At 66.7% G+C, this 22,023-nt stretch carries 24 protein-coding genes; 13 read left to right on the top strand and 11 right to left on the bottom strand.

What is annotated here, in order from left to right:
* Window positions 1-2,514, top strand: coding sequence for a DNA ligase D (ligD, locus tag DK847_RS05900; protein ID WP_111196799.1), 2,514 nt, complete (start codon window positions 1-3; stop codon window positions 2,512-2,514).
* 52 nt (window positions 2,515-2,566) lie between these two features.
* On the opposite strand, the gene DK847_RS05895 is transcribed toward ligD, so the two are convergent.
* Both DK847_RS05895 and DK847_RS05890 read right to left on the bottom strand, forming a co-directional pair.
* A complete protein-coding gene (locus DK847_RS05895; protein WP_111196797.1) occupies window positions 2,567-3,943 on the bottom strand; it encodes a DUF6600 domain-containing protein in 1,377 nt (458 codons plus the stop codon).
* 70 nt (window positions 3,944-4,013) lie between these two features.
* Window positions 4,014-5,783, bottom strand: a complete 1,770-nt coding sequence (locus DK847_RS05890; protein ID WP_161957170.1) for an SLC13 family permease — start codon at window positions 5,781-5,783, stop codon at window positions 4,014-4,016.
* Window positions 5,784-5,940: 157 nt separating this feature from the next.
* Here DK847_RS05890 and DK847_RS05885 point away from each other — a divergent pair, with 157 nt between their 5' ends.
* The 5 genes from DK847_RS05885 to DK847_RS05865 all read left to right on the top strand — a co-directional run bounded on the left by DK847_RS05885 (window position 5,941) and on the right by DK847_RS05865 (window position 8,959).
* Window positions 5,941-6,384 (top strand): hypothetical protein, encoded by a 444-nt coding sequence (locus DK847_RS05885; RefSeq protein ID WP_161957169.1) that lies wholly within the window; start codon window positions 5,941-5,943, stop codon window positions 6,382-6,384.
* Between the two features lie 133 nt (window positions 6,385-6,517).
* Window positions 6,518-6,901 (top strand): phage holin family protein, encoded by a 384-nt coding sequence (locus DK847_RS05880; RefSeq protein ID WP_161957168.1) that lies wholly within the window; start codon window positions 6,518-6,520, stop codon window positions 6,899-6,901.
* Between the two features lie 294 nt (window positions 6,902-7,195).
* Window positions 7,196-7,651, top strand: coding sequence for a hypothetical protein (locus DK847_RS05875; protein WP_111196790.1), 456 nt, complete (start codon window positions 7,196-7,198; stop codon window positions 7,649-7,651).
* 157 nt (window positions 7,652-7,808) lie between these two features.
* The gene (folE, locus tag DK847_RS05870; protein WP_204508244.1) at window positions 7,809-8,522 is read left to right on the top strand and encodes a GTP cyclohydrolase I; all 714 of its coding nucleotides are present in this window, start codon (window positions 7,809-7,811) and stop codon (window positions 8,520-8,522) included.
* A gap of 8 nt (window positions 8,523-8,530) precedes the next feature.
* Window positions 8,531-8,959 carry a BLUF domain-containing protein gene (locus DK847_RS05865; protein WP_111196787.1) on the top strand — a complete coding sequence of 143 codons (429 nt, stop codon included), beginning with the start codon at window positions 8,531-8,533 and terminating at the stop codon, window positions 8,957-8,959.
* Window positions 8,960-8,962: 3 nt separating this feature from the next.
* Here the strand turns inward: DK847_RS05865 and otnI are convergent, their stop codons facing one another.
* Together otnI and DK847_RS05855 are read right to left on the bottom strand one after the other, a co-directional pair.
* Window positions 8,963-9,727, bottom strand: coding sequence for a 2-oxo-tetronate isomerase (otnI, locus tag DK847_RS05860; protein WP_111196785.1), 765 nt, complete (start codon window positions 9,725-9,727; stop codon window positions 8,963-8,965).
* Between the two features lie 40 nt (window positions 9,728-9,767).
* Window positions 9,768-10,202: a response regulator gene (locus DK847_RS05855; protein ID WP_111196783.1), complete on the bottom strand. Its 435-nt coding sequence runs from the start codon at window positions 10,200-10,202 to the stop codon at window positions 9,768-9,770.
* A gap of 196 nt (window positions 10,203-10,398) precedes the next feature.
* On the opposite strand from DK847_RS05855, the gene DK847_RS05850 reads away from it, so the two are divergent.
* Window positions 10,399-11,145: a Crp/Fnr family transcriptional regulator gene (locus DK847_RS05850; protein ID WP_111196781.1), complete on the top strand. Its 747-nt coding sequence runs from the start codon at window positions 10,399-10,401 to the stop codon at window positions 11,143-11,145.
* Window positions 11,146-11,209: 64 nt separating this feature from the next.
* On the opposite strand, the gene DK847_RS05845 is transcribed toward DK847_RS05850, so the two are convergent.
* The 3 genes from DK847_RS05845 to DK847_RS05835 form a co-directional block, all read right to left on the bottom strand.
* Complete coding sequence (locus DK847_RS05845) at window positions 11,210-11,566, bottom strand: hypothetical protein (protein ID WP_146256056.1); 357 nt, start codon at window positions 11,564-11,566, stop codon at window positions 11,210-11,212.
* Window positions 11,567-11,658: 92 nt separating this feature from the next.
* Window positions 11,659-12,585 (bottom strand): diacylglycerol/lipid kinase family protein, encoded by a 927-nt coding sequence (locus tag DK847_RS05840; protein ID WP_111196777.1) that lies wholly within the window; start codon window positions 12,583-12,585, stop codon window positions 11,659-11,661.
* Between the two features lie 63 nt (window positions 12,586-12,648).
* A complete protein-coding gene (locus tag DK847_RS05835; RefSeq protein WP_111196775.1) occupies window positions 12,649-13,443 on the bottom strand; it encodes a response regulator in 795 nt (264 codons plus the stop codon).
* A 180-nt stretch (window positions 13,444-13,623) separates the two neighbouring features.
* Between DK847_RS05835 and DK847_RS20550 the strand changes: the two genes are divergently transcribed.
* Both DK847_RS20550 and DK847_RS05830 read left to right on the top strand, forming a co-directional pair.
* Window positions 13,624-13,797, top strand: coding sequence for a NepR family anti-sigma factor (locus DK847_RS20550; protein WP_161957167.1), 174 nt, complete (start codon window positions 13,624-13,626; stop codon window positions 13,795-13,797).
* A gap of 40 nt (window positions 13,798-13,837) precedes the next feature.
* The gene (locus DK847_RS05830) at window positions 13,838-14,389 is read left to right on the top strand and encodes a sigma-70 family RNA polymerase sigma factor (RefSeq protein ID WP_111196773.1); all 552 of its coding nucleotides are present in this window, start codon (window positions 13,838-13,840) and stop codon (window positions 14,387-14,389) included.
* Window positions 14,390-14,448: 59 nt separating this feature from the next.
* On the opposite strand, the gene DK847_RS20545 is transcribed toward DK847_RS05830, so the two are convergent.
* From DK847_RS20545 to DK847_RS05820, 3 genes are all read right to left on the bottom strand, one after another.
* On the bottom strand, window positions 14,449-14,622 hold the full coding sequence (locus DK847_RS20545; protein WP_161957166.1) for a hypothetical protein: 174 nt from the start codon (window positions 14,620-14,622) through the stop codon (window positions 14,449-14,451).
* 14 nt (window positions 14,623-14,636) lie between these two features.
* Window positions 14,637-14,834 carry a CsbD family protein gene (locus tag DK847_RS05825; RefSeq protein WP_111196772.1) on the bottom strand — a complete coding sequence of 66 codons (198 nt, stop codon included), beginning with the start codon at window positions 14,832-14,834 and terminating at the stop codon, window positions 14,637-14,639.
* A 110-nt stretch (window positions 14,835-14,944) separates the two neighbouring features.
* Window positions 14,945-16,741: an AI-2E family transporter gene (locus DK847_RS05820; protein WP_146256055.1), complete on the bottom strand. Its 1,797-nt coding sequence runs from the start codon at window positions 16,739-16,741 to the stop codon at window positions 14,945-14,947.
* Window positions 16,742-16,879: 138 nt separating this feature from the next.
* Here DK847_RS05820 and DK847_RS05815 point away from each other — a divergent pair, with 138 nt between their 5' ends.
* Both DK847_RS05815 and DK847_RS05810 read left to right on the top strand, forming a co-directional pair.
* On the top strand, window positions 16,880-17,683 hold the full coding sequence (locus DK847_RS05815; protein ID WP_161957165.1) for an aldo/keto reductase: 804 nt from the start codon (window positions 16,880-16,882) through the stop codon (window positions 17,681-17,683).
* A gap of 14 nt (window positions 17,684-17,697) precedes the next feature.
* On the top strand, window positions 17,698-18,522 hold the full coding sequence (locus DK847_RS05810) for a 3-oxoadipate:acetyl-CoA acetyltransferase (protein WP_111196766.1): 825 nt from the start codon (window positions 17,698-17,700) through the stop codon (window positions 18,520-18,522).
* Window positions 18,523-18,662: 140 nt separating this feature from the next.
* On the opposite strand, the gene DK847_RS05805 is transcribed toward DK847_RS05810, so the two are convergent.
* Window positions 18,663-19,373: a transcriptional regulator NanR gene (locus DK847_RS05805; RefSeq protein WP_111196765.1), complete on the bottom strand. Its 711-nt coding sequence runs from the start codon at window positions 19,371-19,373 to the stop codon at window positions 18,663-18,665.
* A gap of 54 nt (window positions 19,374-19,427) precedes the next feature.
* On the opposite strand from DK847_RS05805, the gene oiaX reads away from it, so the two are divergent.
* Window positions 19,428-20,699: a 3-oxo-isoapionate-4-phosphate decarboxylase OiaX gene (gene oiaX / locus DK847_RS05800; protein WP_111196763.1), complete on the top strand. Its 1,272-nt coding sequence runs from the start codon at window positions 19,428-19,430 to the stop codon at window positions 20,697-20,699.
* Window positions 20,699-22,009, top strand: coding sequence for a four-carbon acid sugar kinase family protein (locus tag DK847_RS05795; protein WP_111196761.1), 1,311 nt, complete (start codon window positions 20,699-20,701; stop codon window positions 22,007-22,009). The genes oiaX and DK847_RS05795 overlap by 1 nt, the downstream gene beginning before the upstream one ends.
* Window positions 22,010-22,023: the final 14 nt, after the last annotated feature.

Here is a 22,023-nt window from a genome sequence, read left to right as displayed (position 1 = left end):
ATGGCGGCGAGGAAGCCGCCGGGCGCGTCGAAGCCACAGCTCGCGGACTATTCTGCGAAGCGCGACTTCTCCCGGACCGCAGAACCTGCCCCGGCGCCAGCCAGGCCACGGCGCGGCAAACTGGCCTTCGTCGTCCAGAAACATGATGCGCGGCGGCTGCACTTCGACCTCCGCCTCGAGCTCGATGGCGTGCTGAAGAGCTGGGCGGTGACCAGGGGCCCCAGCATGACACCAGGTATCCGCCGCCTCGCGGTGCAAACCGAGGATCACCCGATGGCCTACAAGGCGTGGGAGGGCGTCATTCCGCAAGGACAGTATGGCGGTGGCACCATGATCGTATGGGACCGTGGCACCTGGCTGCCTGAGGGTGACGCGCGCAAGGGCCTGGCGAAGGGCCGCCTCACCTTCCGGCTTGACGGTGAAAGACTGAAGGGCACATGGTCGCTCGTGCGCATGAAGGACGAGGGCAAGCGCCACAACTGGCTGCTCATCAAGCGCAGTGACGAGAATGCCCTTGCGCCCGGCGGCGCCGAACCCGTGGACACGGACATGGCCTCTGTCATTTCGGGCAAGAGCAATGCCGAAATCGCCGGCGGGGGCGACCTCCGCCCCGATCACAAGGCACGCGCCCGCAAGACGAGCGTGGCCGGGCCTGCGGCACTTGCCAGGGTGAAGGGGGCGAAGAAAGACATCCTGCCGCCCTTCGTCGCGCCCAGCCTGGCGCTGCAGGTGGCAAGGCCGCCGGCGCGCGATGGCTGGATCCACGAGATCAAGCATGACGGCTACCGGATCGAGGCCCGCCTCGATGCGGGCAAGGTGAAGCTGCTGACCCGCAAGGGTCTGGACTGGACCAGGCGCTTTCCCACCGTCGCCGAAGCAGTGAAACGGCTTGCCGCCAGGACGGCGCTGCTCGATGGCGAGATCATCGTGCAGGACGAGGCCGGCCAGACCAGCTTCAGCGGCCTCCAGTCAGACCTCAAGGCCGGACGGCATGACCGCATGGTCTACTATGCCTTCGACCTTCTCCATCTCGATGGCTTCGACCTGCGCGGCGCGCCGCTGGTGGAACGCAAGCGGCTGCTGGCCGAAATCATCGCCCAGTCACCCGGCAACTTCGCGCTCCGCTACAATGACCATATCGCGGAGGCGGGTGGCGACATTCTTCCCCAGGCCTGCAGGCTGGGCCTCGAGGGGATCGTCTCGAAGCAGCTCGCACTTCCCTATGTGTCGGGCCGCGGCGAGCACTGGGTGAAGTCGAAATGCATGTTGCGGCAGGAGTTCGTGGTGCTTGGCTTCCTGCCGGCCAGCGACAGGAAGGATGCCGTGGGCTCGCTGGTGCTTGGCTATTACGCAGGCGGAAGGCTGATGCATGCCGGACGCGCCGGCACGGGCTTCTCCGCCGATGATGCGCGCGCGCTGTTCAACCGGTTCAGCGCCATGGCGGGAAAGGCACCTGACTTCGGCAACGCCGTGTCACGCGCCGCCGCCAGGGGTGTCGTGTGGGTGAGGCCCGAAGCCGTGGCCGAAATCGAGTATCGTGGGCGCACCGCCGATGGGCTGCTGCGGCAGGCTGCCTTCGTGGGCCTGCGCGAAGACAAGCCCGCCTCCGAGGTGGTGCTGGAACAGGATCCCCTCTTCATCCCGAAACATGCCGACCCCGACCCCGACCCCGCGCAGCCCGACTTCACCCATCCGGAGCGCGTGATGTGGCCCGAGGCCGGCGTCACCAAGCAGGACCTCGGCGACTATTATGTCGCCGTGGCGGCGTGGATCCTGCCGCATGTGTCACATCGCGTGCTGAGCCTGGTGCGCTGTCCGGATGGCGCGGCGGCGCAGTGCTTCTTCGCCAAGCATGCATGGATGGGACTGGACCCCGCCATTCACCTCGCTGACACCGGCGAGGGCAAGCCGATGATGGAGATCGGCGATCTTCGCGGTCTCCTCGCACTGGTGCAGATGAACGTGCTGGAAATCCACGTCTGGGGTTCGCGCATCGGTGACCTCGATCGGCCCGACAGGCTCATCTTCGATCTCGACCCTGGTGAAGGCGTCACATGGGATGATGTCAAGGCGTCTGCCCTGGACATGCGTGACAGGCTGAAGGAACTGGGCCTGCGCTCGTTCCTCAAGACCTCGGGCGGCAAGGGCCTGCACGTGACGGTGCCGCTGCTGCCCGATCTCGACTGGGACGCCGCCAAGGCCTTCACCAGGCTGGTGGCCCAGCAAATGGCGGCCGATGACCCGACCCGCTATGTCGCCACCATGGCGAAGTCCCGGCGCAAGGGCCGCATCTTCATCGACTATCTGCGCAACGGTCGCGGTGCCACGGCAGTGGCACCATACTCGACCCGCGCCCGCGCCGGCGCACCCGTGGCCATGCCGATCGACTGGAGCGAACTGAAGGCGCTGCCCTCCGCCGATCACTATACGGTGAAAAACGCGCCAGCGCGGCTGGCGAAGCGAGATGATCCGTGGTCCGAGATGACGAAGATCAGGCAGAAGCTGAAGCTCTAGGATCTGCCAGAAAAGGAACCGGCCCCGTGAGGGGCCGGTTCGCTGTCGGGGGTTACTGCGCCGGGGCGCATGTGGCGTCGGTCGCAGGGTCGCAGGCCTGTTCCTTCTTGCCCTTGCCCTTCTTCTGTCCGGCGGGGGCATTGGCGTTCGCACCCGGTGCCTCGGGGTTCTTGCCGGCCTTCTGGCCGGGCTGTTGCGGTGCCACGCTGGTCGAGCCCGTGGCCTCCTCGCCGCCCTGCTGCAGCTTCTTGCGCTTCTTCGCGGGGGTCTGGTCCTGTGCCTGGGCAGGCTGCTCGGCGGCAGGAGGCGCGGCAGCGTTGTCCTTCTGCTGCTTCAGTTTCTTCTTGGTGGCGCCCGAAGGCTCATCCTGTGCCTGGGCCGCCGGCTTCCTCACCTTGCCATTGGCCGGTGGTGCGGTGGCCTCGTCCGCTCCATTGTCCGGGGCAGGCGTGGCGGTGGTATCGAGCTTCTTCTTGCGGCCATTGGCGGGCGGGGTTGCCGCCTCGTTGGTGGCCGGTTGACCGGTCGTGGGTGCCGTGTCGGCCGGTGCCGCCTGGTCCTGGCCCGTGGCCGGCGCGGTGGCGTCGGAGGCTGCGTCCTGACGCTTCACCTTGCGGACCTTGTTGACGTCCGTCAGCTTGCGCGGCTTTTCCTTGGCATCGCTGGCGAGTTCGCCCTGGAACACCGTGACCTGGTCGGCGCTGGCCTTGGCCTCTGCCGGATTGTCGGTCTCCCGCACCTCGACGGCGCGCACCTTGCGGCCCGTCTCGCGGGCGATGACGTCGACATCGATCACGTTGTTGACGACGATGTTGTTGGTGATGCGCGGCGTGCCGATGAATTCGGTGCGCTGCACCACCTGGCGGATTTCGCGGTCATCATCGATGATGGCGACCCGCAGGTCGGGCTCGAGGAAGCGCCGCGTCGGTACCGCAACCCAGTAGTAGTCGGGGATGTCGCCGACATTGATGTTGATCGAGATGTCCACGCCGCCGCCGCGCACCGGCGGCAGCGGCGCCCAGACGACATAGTCGTTGCTGCGCCGCCAGCTCACCCAGGCCGGCGCCCACTTGCGGCCCGGCACCCAGTACCAGCCGATGTCATTGGCATAGCCCCAGCGGCCATAGTGATAGGTGGCCCAGCCAAAGGACTCGTCGGACACCCAGGTCCAGCCATAGCGCTTGGTGTAGACCCAGTGCCCCAGCGTATAGGGCCGCCAGTCGGGGCCGACGCTGGTCGGGATGAAGACATACTGGTCGCCGTAGCTCACCCAGTCGCCCTGGCCGCCGAGCCGGTCATAGAAGATGCCGATGCTCACATCGACGGCGGCTTCCGCCCGGGTGACGATTGGCGGAGCGCCGAATTGTGGTGCGGCGGTGAGTGCCAGGGTGGCAATGGCCGTGCTGGCCAGGATGGTCTTGAGTTTCATGGGGTCTGCCCTTCCATTGCTGTTGGACCTTCAGCGCAGGGCAACGTGACAAAGGCCAAAGGGGTTCCGCTCACCGCAGCGGCCAGAGCAGTGGAACCAGTGCAAGGGCAATGGCGAAGATGATGAAGGTCAAGGGAAAGCCCACCCGAACGAAATCCATGAAACGGTACCTGCCGGGGCCGAAGACCATGAGGCTCGAAGGTTCCAGCGGCGTCAGGTATGAGCAGCTGGCCGCGATGGCGATCATCATGGCGAAACTGCGCGGATTGTAGCCGAGCTGCCGGGCAGTCTCGAAGGCGATGGGAACGACCACGATCGCCGCCGCCTGGTTGGACATGGGTTGTGTCAGCGCCACGGTGAGCACGAAGAAGCAGCTGAGCAGCAGCAGCGGGCTCTCGCCCCCCACCAGTGCGATGAGCCTGTCAGCCAGGTAGCGCCCGGTGCCCGTGGCATCCATGGCGGCGCCCAGCGAGAGCAGGGCGCCGATGAGGATCAGCACCTTCCACTCGACGCGGCGATAGGCATCCTCCGGCGAGATGCAGCGGGTGAGCAGCATGAGGAAGGCCCCGCCCAGGGCCGCAACCGGCATGCTGACGAGGTCGAAGGTGATGGCGGCAAGCGCCAGCGCGAAGATCAGCACCGCCAGCGCTGCGTGAGAGGTGCGCAGCCGCTCCGTATCCACCCCGCCGAAGATGTTGAACAGGTTGCCGCGTTCGAGTTCGCGCACGTCCTCTGGCCGGCCCTGCAGCAGCAGCACGTCACCCAGCCGCATGCGGATGCGGCTCAACCGGCGCGGCATGCGGAAGCCGGCCCGGTTGAGGCCGAGGACCTTGAGGCCATAGCGTTCGTGGAACTCGGCGCTTTTCAGCGTGTGGCCGATCAGCGGTGAATCCGGCATCAGCACGCCCTCGACGATCTCCGTCTCCTCGTCCGCGCTGCCGGCGAGGTGGAGATCGGCCTTGAGGTCGAGGCCCGGCGTGTCCTTGACGCGCAGCAGATCGCGGCGGCGGCCCTCCACCACGATGACGTCGCCCGCTGCGAGGTGGGCCTCGTCCTTGTCGGTGACGGGCTTCTCCTCGCGCAGCAGGCGCACCACCCTGAAGCCGGACTCCCTGCCCACGGGCGAGGAGGCGAGAGCGATTCCGATGAGCGGCGAGTCCGCCGTCACCACGAGGTCGGCGGTGTAGTCGCGATTGCCCACTTCATCGAGGCTTGCGGCGTCGCGCCCGCGGTCCGGCATCAGCCGCAGCCCGATGGTCAGCATATAGGCGATGCCGGCCACCGCGATGGGAAGGCCGACGGGCGAGAGTTCGAACATGCCCATCGGCGGCTCGCCCGCCCGCACCATCAACTCGCTGATCACGATGTTGGTGGAGGTGCTGATCAGCGTCACCGAACTGGTCAGGATGGACGCGAAGGCGAGCGGCAGCAGAAGGCGTGACGGGCTCTGCTTGTTGTGTGCCGCAATGCCCAGAACCACCGGCACGAAGAAGGCAGTGGCTGCGGTGTTGCTGATGAAGGCCGACAGCGTCGAGACCGAGATCATGATGACGGCCAGCAGCACGAAGGGCCGATTGCCGGCATGGGCCAGGATCCAGCGGCCCACCGTATCGACGATGCCGGTATGGGAAAGGGCCGCCGTCATGATGAAGAAACCAAGGATCATCATCACCGTGCTGGAGCCGAAGCCGGCGAAGGCCTGTTCGGGTGTGAGGAGACCGGTGCCGAGGATGGCCAGCATCACGCCCAGTGCCACGACGTCTGCCGGCACGCGGTCCCACGAGAACATCACCACCGCCGCCAGCAGGATGGCGAGGCAGATCATGATCTGCGCTGTCATGTGTGAAGACCTCCCCGCGGCGTGCCCCTCGCGTTTCATCCTGTGCGGGCATGCCGGCCCGCAGAACGGCGCGCAGGGGCGAAGGGTTCCGGCGGAACTATTCACAGGCGCTTCAGTTAAGGCGGGGAACCCACGCATCACAACCGGAGGAACAGGCATGGCCGTCGCGCCGAAACGTGCCCGCAAGCGCGGCCGCAACGCACAGCGCCGCCCGGCACCGGGCTTCATGGATGATGTTCTCGCCATGGCAGGAAGTCTGGCCGACAGCCGCAAGGATCATGCTGCGGCACAGCTGGAAACGCTGGCGGCATCGCTGCGGCAATTCGGCGGATCACTGCCGTCGTTGCCGTTGATCGGCAGTTATGCCGGAGCGGCAGCGGAGGGCCTGGACGATCTTTCGGGCTATGTGCAGGACAATGACCTTGCCGGCATGATCGCCGACGCGCGTGAATTGGCCCGGCGCTACCCGTTGGCCGCTTTCGGCTCCAGTGTCGTGGCGGGGCTCGTGATCGCGCAATTCCTGCAGGCGCGCGGCAGCTCCGTGCTCGAGGCGCGCCGGTCATCGCTGCGTGTGTCCGCGGAAGACGGTGATGCCGCGTAACGACGTTTCCCCGGGCAGTGTCTCCCTCCCCCAACAGGCTGCCTGCACCTCGGGCCCCGCAACCGCGGGGCCTCTTTTCATGGGAGGCTTGCAGCCAGAGGAACCAAGCAGCGCGCGATGCGTTGCACTGGCCATGATGCACAAGCTCCATGGCGAAGCTCCGCAGACCGTGCTGCTGCTTGAGCGGCTCGCCGCCGAGGGCCGCGCCTGGATGTCGGCGGAAGCTGCGCTCGCGCGGCTGGAACTGGCGGAATTGAAACTGCGCGCATTGAAGGCCGCGGGTCTTGCGGCCCTTGCGCTGGCATCCTTCATCTGCGTCCTGGTGGCGCTCACCCAGGCGGCGATCGCGCTGCTGTCGCAGCATGTTGCGGATAACGCGATGGCCGCCTTTTTGGTGGCCGTCATCTTCGCGCTGGTGGCGGCGCTCAGTGCGGTCTTGGCGAGGCGCGCCATGACGTGGCGGGCGGACAGCATGGTGCTGCGCTGGTTCGGCTCCGATGCGGAAGATGCCGCATGACAGCGCGGGAGCAGGCGCTGGCCGAGGTCCGCGCACGGCGCCAGGCATTGTTGTCGACAGTCTCCGACCTGCGCCGGCAGCTGCGTCCCGTGCCCCTGGCGGAGGATGCGCTGCGACTGCTCGATCCGAAGCTTTCCGTCCTGGCGCGCCTGCGCAAGCGTGTCGGGCGCAACAAGCTGCTCTCCCTGGCGGTGCTGGCGGGAGCAGGCTGGCTGGCGGGGTTTGCCCGCCATCGTGACGGCAAGGATCCCGCGGCTGCGACCAGGGCGCGGGGCAAACCAAAGGAGAAGAAGGATGACAGCGGACAACAGCAACGACAACGGCCATCAGACCCAGGGAGAGGCAGGCAGCGCAGGCCCCCGCGGCCGAAAGCCGGCGCGCAAGCGTTCCGGCGGCATGGCGAAGCGGGGCCGGAAGGCAACCGCCTCGCGGCGTTCTTCGGCGTCGAGCCGTGGCAGCACGCAGGCGGAACAGGCGCCGGCGCGCAGCCGCTCCACGCGCGGGCGCGGCAAGTCGATCTCCAACTCTAGCGGCGGCTTCGGTGCGCGGCTTCTCGCCCGGGCCGGACGGGCCATTCCGCTCGCCAGCCGCGGGCTGGGCGACCAGCGCGTCGTGCAGCGTCTTGCCGATGAACGTCCCTATGTGCTGGGGGCCATCGGCCTCGGCATCGGCGCGGTGATCGGGCTGATGCTGCCCGGCACGCTGTCCTCCATGGCGGGCCGCTCCCGCCGCGGCCGCACCAGCCGCTGAAGCACCACGCATCGCCCCGGCCTCCGCCGGGGCGATGCATTCGGGACATGATGGTCCGCCATGGCCGTCCCTGCGTAACAGCTTCACATGCCCTTCGGTTGTTTCGGGCAGAACGGGCTGCTACAACGCGAGGATCGGCACCATGGATCGGATGGCAATGGACAAACCGCCAAAGTCTGCGCAGGAAGGACGGGCCGAGCCCGTCTCCGCGAAGATCCGCGCCCGGGTCGAACAGGCCAACAGGCGCTATTTCGCCAACGACAATATCTCGGCCTTCATCGAGCCCGGTGAACTGGAAGCGCTGCTCGATGAAGTGGCCGGAAAGATGAAGGGCGTGCTGGAAAGCCTGGTCATCGACGTCGACCATGACCACAACACCCAGGACACGGCACGCCGTGTGGCCAAGATGTATCTGAACGAGGTGTTCCGCGGCCGCTACGTGGCGCAGCCGCCGGTGACCGAGTTCCCCAATGCCGAATATCTCAACGAATTGATGATCGTCGGCCCGATCACCGTGCGCAGCGCCTGCAGCCACCACCTCTGCCCGATCATGGGTCGGCTGTGGATCGGGCTGTTGCCCAACGAGCATTCCAACCTCATTGGCCTGTCGAAATACTCCCGCCTTGCCGAATGGATCATGTCGCGCCCGCAGATCCAGGAGGAGGCGATTGCCCAGGTGGCGGACCTGCTGATGAGCAAGGTGGCGCCTGACGGCCTGGCCGTCGTCATGGAGGCTGACCATTTCTGCATGCACTGGCGCGGCGTGAAGGACAATGCCACCAAGATGATCAACAGCGTGATGCGCGGCGCCTTCCTGAAGAACGCCTCGCTCCGCCGTGAATTCCTCGCCCTCGTGAACCTCAAGGACTGACATTCGAGATGATCGTTCGCTGTGTCTATGCAAGCCGGGCCGCGTCGGGTCTCACCAGCGCCATGGTGGAGGCCATCCTCGACACCTCGCGCAGCCACAATCCGGCGAGCGGCATCACTGGAATCCTTTGCTACAGCGGCGACGTGTTCATCCAGGTTCTGGAAGGCGGGCGTGACGAGGTGTGCGAACTCTACAACGCCATCGTCCGCGACGGCAGGCACACCAATGTGCGGCTCCTGGTGTTCGAGGAAATCCGCGAGCGCAAGTTCTGCAACTGGACCATGGGCCATGTCGACCTGTCCAGGGTCAACCCCGGCCTGCTGCTGAAATATGGCGAGCGCGCCGTGCTCAATCCCTTCGCCAGTTCCGGAGCGGCAACCATGGCGCTGCTCGACGAGCTGGTCGCCACGGCGGCCATCAGCACCCGCCTGGGCTGAGGGTCACGGCCTGAACCAGCCAAGCCCCGCGACGGTGCCGGCCGCCGGGCGATATTCGCACCCTACATAGCCCGCATAGCCGAGTTCATCGAGGTGGCGGAAGATGCGCGCATCGTCGAGTTCGCCGGTGCCGGGTTCGTGGCGGCGCGGCACCGAGGCGACCTGCACATGGCCGGTGACGGGCATCAGCGCCTCGAGGCTCTTCATCACGTCCCCATGCAGGATCTGGCGGTGGTAGATGTCGTACTGGAGCCTGAGGTTCGGCGGGTCCAGTTCGGCGATCAGCCCCGCCGCGAAACCGAAGTCGTTGAGGAAATAGCCCGGCATGTCGCGCCCGTTGATCGGCTCGATCAGGATGTCGATGCCGAGCGGCGCCGCCGCGGCGCAGGCATGGCGTATGGCCGCCTTGTAGGCTTCGAGTGCGGCTGCGTCACGGCGGTCACCATGGCCGCTCATCAGGTGCAGGCGCCGGACTCCGGTCGCCGAGGCATAGGGCAGGGCCTGCGCCACCGAGGCGCGGAATTCGTCAGCGCGCTCCGGCTGGCAGGCCATGCCGCGGTCGCCCCTGTCCCAGTCGCCCGGCGGCAGGTTGAACAGCGCCTGGGTGAGGTTCGACGCGGCGAGGCGCCGGGCGATCTCGTCCGGTGCATGGGCATAGGGAAACAGGAACTCGACGGCGGCAAAGCCATTGTCCGCCGCCGCCGCGAAGCGGTCGAGGAACTCCCATTCATTGAACATCATCGAGAGATTGGCAGCGAATTTCGGCATGGAAGGTCCCCGGCGACTCAACGCGAGCCGCCAGTCAAGACTAGACGCAACAGCCGCCGTCGCAAACATCGGGTTCGGCAGGGGGCGACAGCCTGCCGAGTTCCTTCAGCATCGCCTCGGCAAGGAGCTCGGACGAGAACGGCTTCGCCAGCACCTGCATGCGGGACAGGCTTTCAGGCAGTTCGACCGAGGTGCCGTAGGCGGTGAGGAACAAGGCCGGCACGCCGCTGGCGACCAGCGCCTCCGCCATGGCAACCGTGTTCGAAGGGCCAATGTTGTAGTCGAGAACCGCGAAGCGGATCGGCGAGGATGAAATGATCTCCGCCGCGGCCTCCAGCGTCGAGGCGCCATGCACGTGCTTCAGGCCGAAGCCCTTCAGCGTCTGCTCGAGGTCCAGCCGGATGATCGAATCATCCTCGACGACGAGGCACTGGTCGAGCAACTCGACGCGGGCCGAGCGGAGGCGTTTTTCCATGGCTGACTTTCTGAAGGGGCGGGCGTGGAGCAGGTCTGGAACAATTGCCCGGCATGAGCGTTCCAAATTCCGATATCCGGGAGTCTGCAGCCAATGGCCTGCAGGGGAGGCAACCCGCCCAGCGCTTCCGCCATCCGGTCCGGGTGTTGAGTGATAGCGGAATCACACAGGTTTGTCTGTGCAGAAGTGACCATTCATGGCGCATTATGAAACGTCCACGCTGATCGACACGCTGCTGTCGGGGAACAACCTGCTGCTGGCGCTGCGCGGCCCCGACCTTGACATGCTGCGGCCGCACCTGCGGGCCCTGCAGGGTGCCTCCAACACCGTTCTCTACGATCCTGGGCAGAACGTGCAGACGGTCTATTTTCCCTGTCACCGCACGCTTGTCTCCTTCCTCGTCTCGACCGACGACAGCAGCGCCGTGGAAGCCCTGCTGGTGGGGCGCGAAGGGGCGGTTGGCGGCATCGTCAGCCAGGGCAACCTGCCGGCCTTCGCACGCATTGCGATCCAGACCGGCGGCGACCTTCTGTCCATCCCCGTCAGCGTGCTCGATGAATGCAAGTCGCGTTCGCGCGCCATCGACAGCCTGTTCTCGCGCTATGCCGATTGCCTGGTGGCACAGATGTTCCAGACCGCTGCCTGCAACGCCGCGCACTCGATCGAGCAGCGCACCGCCAAGTGGATCGGGGCTGCCATCGAGCGGTCGGGCTCGAAGGAGGTGCCGCTTACGCAAGAACGGCTCGCCGCCATGCTGGGCGTGGGCCGGAGCTACATCAGCCGTGTCATCGGCACCTTCAAGCGTGACGGCACCCTGGCGGTGCGCCGCGGCCATCTGGTGGTCAAGAACGAGGACCAGTTGCGCGCCCGCGCCTGCAGCTGCCACGAGGTGGTGAAGCAGCACTTTCACGCCGTGCTGAAGGGCGTCTACCCCGAAGCGTGAGGCGGCGCGCAGGAAAAAGCCCGGCCCGTTCAACCCGGGCCGGGCTTTCGCGCGTCAGGCAGCGCTACGGATTGGCAGGCGCCGGCGCCGGTGCCGGCGCAGGGGCCGGGGCGGTTTCGGTGGTGCCGTTGTTGCTGCCCGTCGTCCCGGTCGTCGTTCCGGTGGTTCCGTTGGCGGGCGCCTCGGGGGTGGTGGTGGCCGGTGCTTCGGGCGCCGGGGCCACGGGCGTCGTGGCGGCCGGAGGCTCGGTGGTTACCGTGGTGGTGGTGTTGGTGGTCGAAACGACATCGCGGTGCGTGCCGTAATACCAAAGGGCAAGGATGGCGAGCAGGGCGACGATGACGCCCAGCACCCAGCCGGTTGCCGAAGATTCCGATCGCTGAGGCCTCTGATGGTAATGGTTCTCGATATTGTCTGCCATTGCAGTCTCCGATCGTTGGGCAGCACGCCCGTGTGCGTGCGATGGCAGCCAAACGCCCGGTTCGACCATGAGGTTCCGCATGTCTTGCGACTTCAGGCGGACGTTGCGGACGGGATGAGCAGGCGCAGTGCGCCGGGCTCGCTTTCAATTTGCAGCGGCAGGTCCAGCAGCGCGAGTTCGCCGTCGACGGTGGCCTGGATCGAGCGGCTGTCGCGCCGCAGGCGGCGGTGCCGCACCAGGCCGACCCGGCGGCCGCGCTGCTCCTGGACGTTCACGTTGTCCTGCCAGCGTCCGCGCAGCACGTCGATTGCCAGCCGCAGATAGGCAATGAGCGGCATGGGGCTCAGCGCATAGATGCCGAGCACGCCCTCGTCGAGCCTGGCCTGCTTCAGCATTCTGGCGTTCTCATAGAGGTTGTTGCTGACGATGAGCCCCGGCGTCCGGATCTCTGCGAGCTGGCCGTCGATGGTGAGGCCGAGGCGCAGCGACCGCGGGTTCACCAGCACCGCCAGCGTGGCGCGGGCCGCCGCCAGCATCTTGGTGAGGCGCGAGCTGTAGCCCAGCCGCTCGCGGATGCGCACCATGCGCGGCTGCAGGCCGAACGACACATGGTGCAGGAACAGCCTGCCATTGGCGCGCCCGGCATCGACGGGCTGTGCCTGCGCATCGCGCAGCTGCGCCAGTGCGGCGCCCAGGCTGGCCTCCATGCCCACTGTCTGCGCGATCAGGTTCATGGTGCCGAGCGGCAGGATGCCGAGGGCGACGCTGCTGCCCGCCACCAGCCCCGCGGCACTGGCCAGCGTGCCGTCACCGCCGCCGACGATCAGGCGGTCGATGGCGCCGCCGCCCAGCAGCGAGCGGACATGCGCCTCGATGTCGCTGCCATCGAGCAGGCTGACCTGCGCCTCCGGGAAGGCATCGGCGATGAGTGCCTGCACCGCTTCCGTCCCCATGCTGCGCACGGTGCCGGCGTGGCGGTTCACCACGATGGCGGTGGTCCGGTTGTCCATGGGCGTCATGTCGGATGCAGGCTCCCGGCATGCAAGGGCGGGGGCCGGCCCGCTGCCGGCCCCGTGGGCGCGTTACGCCGCCTTGCGGGAGCGCAGGTCGAAGAACAGGGCCTGGGCGATCAGCGCCTTCACCATCTCGGGCGAGAAGGGCTTGGTGATGAGGAAGGCGGGCTCCGGCCTTTCGCCGGTGAGCAGGCGCTCGGGGAAGGCGGTGATGAAGATCACCGGCACGTCGAACGCGCCGAGGATGTCGTTCACCGCGTCGATGCCGGAGCTGCCGTCGGCGAGCTGGATGTCGGAGAGAACGAGCTGCGGCCGCTTCTCGCGGGCAAGCTTCACCGCCTCCTTGTGGGTCCGGGCAATGCCGACGGAGCGGTGGCCGAGCGAGGTGATGGTGTCCTCGATGTCGAGCGCGATCAGCGGTTCGTCCTCGATGATCAGGATGTCGCTGGCGATCATCTCGGAGATCTGCCGGTTGGCCTCGTCGAACAGGCGCTCGACGTCGGCATCCGGGCGCTGCAGGATTTCCGCGATCTCGCGGCGCTCGAAGCCCTCGACGGCGGAGAGCAGGAAGACCTGGCGGGCCGGGCCCGGGATGTTGGAAAGCCGGCCCTGGACGGTCGTCTCCCAGGCCGGCTGGCCGCCCTCCGGCTGGCCGTTGACGGGGATGGAACCCCACAGCTTGCACAGCGTCCTGTAGAGGGCGATGCGCGGCGTGCTGGCGGCGCCGATCAGGCCCGGATCGGCGATCAGTGCCTCGAGCACGGCCGCCACGTAGGTGTCGCCGCTGGACTGTGCACCTGTCAGTGCACGGGCATAGCGGCGGAGATAGGGAAGATGGGGTGCAACGGTAGCGGACAGAGTCATTCAGACATACGGCATGGCGTGACGCCACGGCCCTCCCTCGGTGATCGTCAGGTGCGTTAACGCGCGCCCCGGCCTGCGGTTCCCAGCCTAGCAGAATTCTTTGGAACAAACTGCGGTTTCACGCATTGTGCAGGACTGAACCGCCGCTATGCAGCGGGTTGGACGGGCGAAATTCGGAACATGAACGATACGTCGGGCAAGAAAAACAAGGCCTCCGGACATCAGGTGGTCAAGGAGGCGGTGAGCAGCAAGCTCAAGGCCTATTACGACGACATTGCCCGGCAGGAGGTTCCGCAGCGCTTTCTCGATCTCCTGGCCGACCTCGACAAGGCCGGCGGCGGTAAGCCAGAGTGAAGAGCGACAACCTGAAGTTTAGCCGCATGGTGGCCCGGTCATGAGCGATCACCAGTTCAGGAATGACCTGATCGGCTTCATCCCGCCGCTGCGCGCCTTCGCCATCTCGCTCACCGGCAAGGTGGACCGCGCCGATGACCTGGTGCAGGAGACGCTGCTCAAGGCCTGGGCCAACCGCGAGAGCTTCGAACCCGGCACCAAGCTGAAGGCCTGGCTCTTCACCATCCTGCGCAACGAGTTCTACACGGTGTTCCGCAAGCGCAAGCGCGAGGTGGAGGATGCCGACGGCATCATCGCGGCCAATGTCGGCGTCCACCCGGAACAGGACGGCCACATGGACCTGACCGACATGCAGCAGGCCCTCGGCCAGCTGCCGGTCGACCAGCGCGAAGCCCTGCTCCTCGTCAGCGCCAGCGACATGTCCTACGAGGAGGCGGCGGTGATCTGCGGCGTGGCGGTGGGCACGATCAAGAGCCGCGTCAACCGCGCCCGCGCCCGTTTGGGCGAGTTGCTGCACCTCAACGAAGCCTCCGAATTCGGCCCCGAGCCCGAGGTCAAGGCGGCGCTGATGCCCAAGACCGGCCACGGCTGATCAGACCCATCAAAAAGGGCCCGGCGCAATGCCGGGCCCTTCCTTTTGTGGCGAGACGGTTACATGGTTTCGAAGCGGCGGCCGTCCTCGGTCTTGTAGACGACGGTCATGTTGGCCGGATCGACACTCCGGGCCTCGCTGTGGCGCGCCGTATTGGCCGCGACGATGGCGAGGAAGGGAAAGGCCGTGAACTGGCTGATGGTCAGCACCGTCACCGCGATGAGGCTTTTCATGGCCGTTCCCCTGCTCAGAGCGAGTTCAGCCAGCTGTCCACTTCGCTCCGTGCACGGTCTTTTGCATAGCCATACTGCTGCTGCAGCCGGCCCTCGAGCTCCTCGCGGCGGCCTTCCACCATGTTGATGTCGTCATCCGTCAGCCGGCCCCACTGCTGCTTGGCGCGGCCCTTGAACGTCTTCCAGTTACCTTCGATGCGATCCCAGTCCATGCGACACTCTCCTGGGTTGGTTGACATTGCGTGGTGCAATCCTGCACCGCTGCCAACCTAACGGGAGAGCCACCCACCTGGTTCCGAACATCAGGTAAAACCCTTGTGATTCAGCGTGTTGCAACCGTCAGTTCGGGGCTGGACCGAGGCGTTTCCGTGGCATGCGCAAGGTCCGCGGAGGGCAGCAAGGCAAGCGCGTGCTCGGGGGCCAGCATGCTGCGCGCATCCTCCACCTCGCGCCAGGCGACGCCGAGAATGCGCGCCCCCGGCATCCTCTGTGCAATGCGCTTCTCGACATAGGAATAGCGCGCCTCGGAAGGCGCGGTGAGATAACACAGGCAGGCAATGGCGGCGCCCTCCGCCATCCCGTCAGGAAATTTTCCCGGCTGCACGGCATCGGGCGGCAGCAGGCGGTGCGGCACGCCCTTGAGACGCAGGAAGGCCGACAGCGACAGGGCCGCGGCAAAGTTCAGCGCGCCATGCCCGGCGATGACGACTACGGGCGAAGCGGCATCGGCTGCGGCATCGCCCTCCGGCCACAGCTCCTCCAGCAGTTCGGAATAGGCACTCACCACCGTGACTTCGCGGTCCTCGGTGAGCACCTGGCGCGCCTTGTCGTTCTGGGCCAGCACCAGGCCCGGCACCGCCACCTCGGCGAGATACCTGTCGAGCGCCTTCTCCTCGACATAGGTTTCGGCCCCTTCGGCGGCCTCCACCGGGTCGTTGGCCAGCATGCGCTGATAGAAGGCATGGTCCGGCGTCAGCACCGGCTTCGATCCGAGCAGGACCTCGAGGAACTGCAGCGCCTCGATGTGGCGGCCCACCACCAGCAGCACGATGGTCATGGGCGTGGACAGCACCAGCCCCACCGGCCCCCACAGCGCCGTCCAGAAGGCGGCGGCGACCACCACGGCAACGGGGGAGAGGCCGGTGCTGCGGCCGAAGAACAAGGGCTCCAGCACATGCCCCACCATCGTTTCCGTCACCACCACCACGCCCAGCGTGACCAGTGCCAGGGTCCAGCCATCGCCCACGGCGGCGGCGATGATGATGGGGAAGATGGCCGCCAGCAGCGTGCCCACATAGGGCACGAAGCGCAGGATCATGGTCAGCGTGCCCCACAGCGCCGCACCCGGAACGCCGATCACGAACAAGGCCGTGCCGATGAAGGCGCCGGTGGCGGCGTTGATGGTCATCTGTGTTGCAAAGAGCCGGCTGAGGCGCCGGCCCGCCTCGTCGATGGCTGTGGTGGTGCGGTGAATGTCGCCGGTGCCGGCCAGCCGGATCAGCCGGTTTCGCAAGTCCTCGCGGTAGATGAGGAAGAAGGTGAGCATCAGGATGATGATGCCCAGCTGCGTCAGCGGATGGATGAGCAGCGACAGGATCGACTCGAGCGAGGTGAAGGGACCGGTGACCTCGCGGATCTCGACGGGGATCGGCTTCACCGGCTCGGTTGCGGCGGAACGCGGCTGTTCGGGCCGGTCGAGTTCCTTGCGCAGGCTCTCCAGCACGCCCGCCGCCCGCTCCAGCGTGCCGCCGCCGGTGGTCATTGATTTCAGGTTCTGGGCCTTCTCCCGCAGGCTGGACTGGTAGGAGGGCAGGTCGGCCGCCAGATTGGTGACGGCCGAGGCCACGAAGCCCGCCAGCACCGCCACCACCAGCGCCGCCATCACCACCGTCACGATGGCCGCCAGCGCCTTGGGCAGGCGCAGCCGCTGCAGCCCGGTGACGACGGGGGCGAGCAGGATGGACAGCAGGATGGCCAGCGCCACCGGAATGAGGATTTCCGCACCCGCATAAAGGATGGCGCAGATGGCGAGAAAGATGATGAGGCCGTTGACCAGCCCCTGGCCCGGCGCGGGCCCCAGGCTGTTTTCGCGATAGACCGTGGCAGGCAGGGGCCGCATGGCGGTTTCCTTCACATTGTCGGGGCGCCACGGGTCTTATCGATGCCGTCCGGACCCGGTTACTCACGCGGAACGTTGTTCCTCGCTTGTCGGTTCCACCGCCGCGCTCTACCAGATTGTCAGCACCAGGAGATTTGCATGGACCGCTTCAACGGCATCCCCGCCATCGGCCTCGGCACCTATCCGCTGTCGGGGGCGGAGGCGGAACGCTGCGTGGCCATGGCGCTCGAAACCGGCTTCCGCCACGTCGACACCGCCCAGATGTATGGCAACGAGAAGCAGGTGGGCCGCGGCCTCGTGTCGTCCGGCGTGCCGCGGGAAGAAATCTTCCTCGTCACCAAGGTCGACCCGTCCAATCTCTGCCAGGCCCGCTTTGCCGATTCGGTCCGGCGCTCGGTCGATGATCTCGGCACCGTGCCGGACCTGCTGCTGATCCACTGGCCGCCCTCCGATGGCGAGATCGACGGCCCGGTCGAGCGCCTCTTGCGTGAGGGCGAGCGCGGCCTGGCGAAGCAGCTGGGCGTCAGCAACTTCAGCCCGCGGCTCATGCGCCGTGCGCAGGCGCTGGCCGGCGGCAAGCTCATCTGCAACCAGATCGAATTCCACCCGCTGCTCGACCAGTCGGCCTGGCTTGCCACGGCACGCGAGCTCAACATGGTGCTCACCGCCTACAGCCCGCTGGCGCGCGGCCGCTGCATGGAAGAGAAGGTGGTGCAGGACATCGCAGCGCGCCATGGCCGGCCCGCCTCCGAGGTGGTGCTGCGCTGGATCATCCAGCAGGGTGTGGCGGCGATCCCGATGACGCGCAAGCGCGAGAACGCCGCCTCCAACCTGCGCGCGGCGGAGTTCACGCTGACGGAAGGGGAGATGGATGCGATCTCCGCGCTGGGCAGCCGCAAGCTGCGCCTCATCAATCCCTCTTGGATGCGCAGCTGGGATTGACGTAAGTTCGCGGCATGACCAAGCCGTGCATCATCACCGTCGCCATCACCGGCTCCGTTCCGCGCAAGGAACACAACCCGGCCGTTCCCATCACCATCGCCGAACAGGTGGAATCCACACAGGCCGCCTTCGAGGCCGGCGCCACCATCGCCCATGTGCACGTGCGCAAGGACGACCAGACCCCGACCTCGGATCCGGAGCGCTTCGCGCAATTGCTGGAAGGGTTGCGCAGGCATTGCCCCGGCATGATCGTGCAGTTCTCCACCGGCGGGCGCTCCGGCAAGGGCTCGGAGCGCGGCGGCATGCTGCATCTCGGCTGCGACATGGCCTCGCTGTCGACGGGCTCCTGCAACTTTCCCACCATCATCTACGAGAACCACCCGGACCTCGTCCGCGAGCTCGCAGGCAAGATGATGGAATACGATGTGAAGCCCGAGATCGAGGTCTTCGATCTCTCCATGCTCTACCAGGCGCTGCGCCTGGCGGACGAGGGCGTGCTGAAGAAGCCCCTTCACGTGCAGTTCGTCATGGGTGTCAGGAACGCCATGCCGGTGGTGCGCCAGGCCTTCGACTTCATGGTGGACGAGGTGACGAGGCTGGCACCGGAGGCCACCTGGGTCGCGGCGGGCATCGGCAGGCACCAGCTCGAGGTCAACCGCTGGTGCCTCGAGCGTGGCGGCCACTGCCGCACCGGGCTCGAGGACAATATCCGCTGGGACGAGACGCGGCTGGCGAAGTCGAATGCCGAGCTGGTAAAACGGGTGGCGGAGATGTGTGGGGAATATGGGCGACACCCGGCAAGCGCCAAGGAGGCGCGGGCCATTCTTGGGCTTCTCTAAGTGCCGTCATCCCGATTCCCGATCCCCCAAGGTCCGTCATCCCGGCGAAAGCCGGGACCCAGCTTTCTTTCCTTGCGGCAGGCGCCCAAAGCGGGGCCCCGGCCTTCGCCGGGGTGACGAACCGTTTCGTAGAGTGGTAACTACCCCTTCAGCCCGTAAAGCCCGCTTGACCTCTCCAGGTGCTTCACCATCGCGGCCTCGGCCGCATCGGCGTCACCCCTCTCGATCGCATCGATGACCAGCGCATGCTCCGCCAGCGTGTAGGTCTCCTTGCCGGACCAGATCAGCAGTTCGGTGTGATAGGCCTTGAGCCAGCCCAGCATCGCCTCGCTCACCGACACGAAGATCGGGTTGCCGGAGATTGCCGCGATCTCGGTGTGAAGCCGCATGTCGGCGGCGAGAAAGGCATCGGCCTTGCCCAGCGCCGCGCGCTGCTGCTCCACGATGGCACGCAGGCGGGCCACGTCGTCGGGCTTCGCCTTTGCCGCCGCCTCCCGCACCATGCCGCGCTCGAAGAACAGCCGCGCCTGCTTCAGGTGCTCGAGGGAGTCCGACGAGCGCTGCAGCATGATGTGGGCGGAAAGGTCCACCTGGCGGATGATCGACTGTGCCGTCAGTTCCTTGACCCGCGCCCGTTCGCCATGGCTGATGGACACGAGCCCCATGTTGGCCAGCGACTGCATCGCCTCGCGGATCGCCGGGCGGCCGACGCCGAAGCGCTCCATCAACTCGCGTTCCGATGGCATGGCATCGCCGGCCTTCAGGTTGCCCTCGGCGATCAGCTTGAGCAGGCGTTCCAGCACCTCGTCGGACAATTTGCGGCGGATGATACGCTCGGTTTGCATCGTCATGGCTTCGGCTGCTAGTTTGGCCTGAGTTTAGCTCATCATACCAGTTAGCCGTCCATGCGCAACGTGCCGCCCCACACCATCCGCCTCACCTATCTCATTGAAACGGATGGCAGTCCGGAAAGGCTGGCGGCCAAGATCGCTGCCGACCAGTCAACCGGCACCTTCGTCCCCGTGCCGGGCGAGACGGAAGAGCTGAAGGCGAGGGTGGCGGCGCGGGTCGTGGCCCTGCGGCCGCTGCCGCCGGTGAAGACGCCGTCCTACCCCTCCGGCCACCCCGGCCCCTTCCATCGCGCCGAGGCCGACATCGACTTCCCCTTCGACGCCATCGGCACCGATCTCGCCCAGCTGATGACCATCACCCTGGGTGGCGTCTGGTCGATCCGGGGTTTCACCGGCATTCGCGTCGTCGCCATGCATCTGCCGGAGGAATTCCGCGGCGCGCATCCCGGTCCGCAGTTCGGCATTCCGGGCAGCCGCCGCCTCACGGGTGTTCAGGGCCGCCCCATCATCGGCACCATCGTCAAGCCGGCGCTGGGCCTGCGCCCCAGCGAGACGGCTGCGCTGGTGAAGGAGCTGATCGACGCGGGCGTCGACTTCATCAAGGACGACGAGAAGCTGGCCAGCCCCGCCTATTCACCGCTCGCGGAGCGCGTGAAGGCCATTATGCCGCTGATCCTTGATCATGAGCAGAAGACCGGCAAGAAGGTGATGTATGCCTTCGGCATCAGCCATGCCGACCCGGACCAGATGATGCGCAACCATGACATGGTGCTGGAGGCCGGCGGCAACTGCGCCGTCGTCAACATCAACTCGATCGGCTTCGGCGGCATGAGCTTCCTCAGGAAGCGCTCCGGCCTCGTCCTCCACGCCCATCGCAACGGCTGGGACCTGCTGACCAGGCATCCCGGCATCGGCATGGATTTCGCGGTCTACCAGCAATACTGGCGCTTGCTCGGTGTCGACCAGTTCCAGATCAACGGCATCAAGGTGAAATACTGGGAGCCGGACGAGAGCTTCGTCGCCTCCTTCAAGGCGCTGAAGGAACCGCTGTTCTCGGAGGCCGATTGCCCGCTGCCCGTGGCGGGCTCCGGCCAGTGGGGCGGCCAGGCGCCGGAGACCTATGAGCGCACGGGGAGGACGCAGGACCTGCTCTATCTCTGCGGCGGCGGCATCGTCAGCCACCCGTCGGGCCCCGCCGCCGGCGTGCGTGCGGTAAGCCAGGCCTGGGAGGCGGCGGTGGCGGGCATTCCGCTCGAAGCCTATGCAAGGGAGCACGAAGAACTCGCCCAGTCGCTCGCCTTCTTCGGCGACGGGAAAGCCTCCTGATGCTGCTGTCTTTTTATGGCGACGACTTCACGGGTTCCACCGACGTCATGGAGTCGATGGCGCTGCATGGCGTCAACACCGTGCTCTTCACCCGCATTCCCACTGCGGAAGAACAGGCGCGCTTCGCGGGCTTCGATGCCGTGGGCATTGCAGGAACGAGCCGCAGCCAGACGCCGGACTGGATGGATGCGCATCTGCCGCAGTATTTCCGCTGGCTGAAGGCGCTCGGCGCGCGCTTCTGCCATTACAAGGTCTGCTCCACCTTCGACTCCGCGCCCCATGTCGGCAATATCGGCCGCGCCATCGAGATCGGGCGAGGGGTCTTTGCCCAGCAGGTGACGCCGCTCGTCGTCGGCGCGCCGCAGCTCCGGCGTTACACGGCCTTTGGCCATCTCTTCGCCGGTTACCAGGGCAAGACCTACCGCATCGACCGGCACCCGGTGATGAGCCGCCATCCGGTGACACCGATGGACGAGGCGGATCTTCGCCTTCATCTCGCGCGGCAGACGCAGCTGCCCGTCGATCTCGTGCCAGCCAATGCGCTCGATGATCCCGCTGTCGATCAGGTGATCTCTGCCGCCACGGGCATCGTGCTCTTCGATGTCTTCGGCATGGCAACGCAGATCGAAGTCGGCGGCCAGCTGCTGCGACTCTCCCCGCGTCTTGGCCCCTTCATCGTCGGCTCCTCGGGCGTCGAATACGCACTGGTGAAGGCGCTCGCGGCGTCGGGCAGGATCGCCGGGTCCGCCAGCTTCCCATCGCTGCCGAAGGTCGCGCGCACCATCGCCGTCTCCGGCAGCTGTTCGCCCACCACGGCGCGGCAGATCAAGCATGCGCTGGCCCACGGCTTCACCGGCCTCCACGCCGACCCGCTCGATCTTGCGCGCGGGCCTGATGACGCCGTGGCGCGACTCTCCGCGGAGGCGAAGCGGCTGATGGGCGAAGGGCGCAGCGTGCTGGTCTATACGGCACTCGATCCCGAGACGGACCGCGGCGGGCCGCTGGACCAGATCGCCGGCGGCCGCCACCGCGTGGGGCAGGGGCTGGGCCGCATCGCGCGCGCCTGTATCGAGAGCTTCGGCCTACGCCGCACCATCCTCGCGGGCGGCGACACCTCCAGCCATGCACTGGGCGAGCTCGACGTCTTCGCCCTCACCACGCGCTTTCCGCTGCTGGCAACGCCCGGCTCGCCGCTCTGCGCGGCGGCCAGTGCCGACCCGAAGCTCGACGGGCTGGAGATCGCCATGAAGGGCGGCCAGGTCGGGGGCGATGATTACTTCGTTGCGCTGCGCGACGGGCTTACCGCATAGTCACGGAAAACGAA

It is taken from the genome of Aestuariivirga litoralis, from assembly GCF_003234965.1.
Lineage (GTDB): Bacteria > Pseudomonadota > Alphaproteobacteria > Rhizobiales > Aestuariivirgaceae > Aestuariivirga > Aestuariivirga litoralis.
Note: the sequence above shows the minus strand (reverse complement) of the source record. Positions and strands in the feature narration are given on the sequence as shown.

Excerpts from the sequence above, each read along its gene's own strand:
- ligD (WP_111196799.1), top strand. The coding sequence starts at position 1 with ATGGCGGCGAGGAAGCCGCCGGGCGCGTCGAAGCCACAGCTCGCGGAC.
- DK847_RS05895 (WP_111196797.1), bottom strand. The coding sequence starts at position 3,943 with ATGAAACTCAAGACCATCCTGGCCAGCACGGCCATTGCCACCCTGGCA.
- DK847_RS05890 (WP_161957170.1), bottom strand. The coding sequence starts at position 5,783 with ATGACAGCGCAGATCATGATCTGCCTCGCCATCCTGCTGGCGGCGGTG.
- DK847_RS05885 (WP_161957169.1), top strand. The coding sequence starts at position 5,941 with ATGGCCGTCGCGCCGAAACGTGCCCGCAAGCGCGGCCGCAACGCACAG.
- DK847_RS05880 (WP_161957168.1), top strand. The coding sequence starts at position 6,518 with ATGATGCACAAGCTCCATGGCGAAGCTCCGCAGACCGTGCTGCTGCTT.
- DK847_RS05875 (WP_111196790.1), top strand. The coding sequence starts at position 7,196 with ATGACAGCGGACAACAGCAACGACAACGGCCATCAGACCCAGGGAGAG.
- folE (WP_204508244.1), top strand. The coding sequence starts at position 7,809 with ATGGACAAACCGCCAAAGTCTGCGCAGGAAGGACGGGCCGAGCCCGTC.
- DK847_RS05865 (WP_111196787.1), top strand. The coding sequence starts at position 8,531 with ATGATCGTTCGCTGTGTCTATGCAAGCCGGGCCGCGTCGGGTCTCACC.
- otnI (WP_111196785.1), bottom strand. The coding sequence starts at position 9,727 with ATGCCGAAATTCGCTGCCAATCTCTCGATGATGTTCAATGAATGGGAG.
- DK847_RS05855 (WP_111196783.1), bottom strand. The coding sequence starts at position 10,202 with ATGGAAAAACGCCTCCGCTCGGCCCGCGTCGAGTTGCTCGACCAGTGC.
- DK847_RS05850 (WP_111196781.1), top strand. The coding sequence starts at position 10,399 with ATGGCGCATTATGAAACGTCCACGCTGATCGACACGCTGCTGTCGGGG.
- DK847_RS05845 (WP_146256056.1), bottom strand. The coding sequence starts at position 11,566 with ATGGCAGACAATATCGAGAACCATTACCATCAGAGGCCTCAGCGATCG.
- DK847_RS05840 (WP_111196777.1), bottom strand. The coding sequence starts at position 12,585 with ATGACGCCCATGGACAACCGGACCACCGCCATCGTGGTGAACCGCCAC.
- DK847_RS05835 (WP_111196775.1), bottom strand. The coding sequence starts at position 13,443 with ATGACTCTGTCCGCTACCGTTGCACCCCATCTTCCCTATCTCCGCCGC.
- DK847_RS20550 (WP_161957167.1), top strand. The coding sequence starts at position 13,624 with ATGAACGATACGTCGGGCAAGAAAAACAAGGCCTCCGGACATCAGGTG.
- DK847_RS05830 (WP_111196773.1), top strand. The coding sequence starts at position 13,838 with ATGAGCGATCACCAGTTCAGGAATGACCTGATCGGCTTCATCCCGCCG.
- DK847_RS20545 (WP_161957166.1), bottom strand. The coding sequence starts at position 14,622 with ATGAAAAGCCTCATCGCGGTGACGGTGCTGACCATCAGCCAGTTCACG.
- DK847_RS05825 (WP_111196772.1), bottom strand. The coding sequence starts at position 14,834 with ATGGACTGGGATCGCATCGAAGGTAACTGGAAGACGTTCAAGGGCCGC.
- DK847_RS05820 (WP_146256055.1), bottom strand. The coding sequence starts at position 16,741 with ATGCGGCCCCTGCCTGCCACGGTCTATCGCGAAAACAGCCTGGGGCCC.
- DK847_RS05815 (WP_161957165.1), top strand. The coding sequence starts at position 16,880 with ATGGACCGCTTCAACGGCATCCCCGCCATCGGCCTCGGCACCTATCCG.
- DK847_RS05810 (WP_111196766.1), top strand. The coding sequence starts at position 17,698 with ATGACCAAGCCGTGCATCATCACCGTCGCCATCACCGGCTCCGTTCCG.
- DK847_RS05805 (WP_111196765.1), bottom strand. The coding sequence starts at position 19,373 with ATGACGATGCAAACCGAGCGTATCATCCGCCGCAAATTGTCCGACGAG.
- oiaX (WP_111196763.1), top strand. The coding sequence starts at position 19,428 with ATGCGCAACGTGCCGCCCCACACCATCCGCCTCACCTATCTCATTGAA.
- DK847_RS05795 (WP_111196761.1), top strand. The coding sequence starts at position 20,699 with ATGCTGCTGTCTTTTTATGGCGACGACTTCACGGGTTCCACCGACGTC.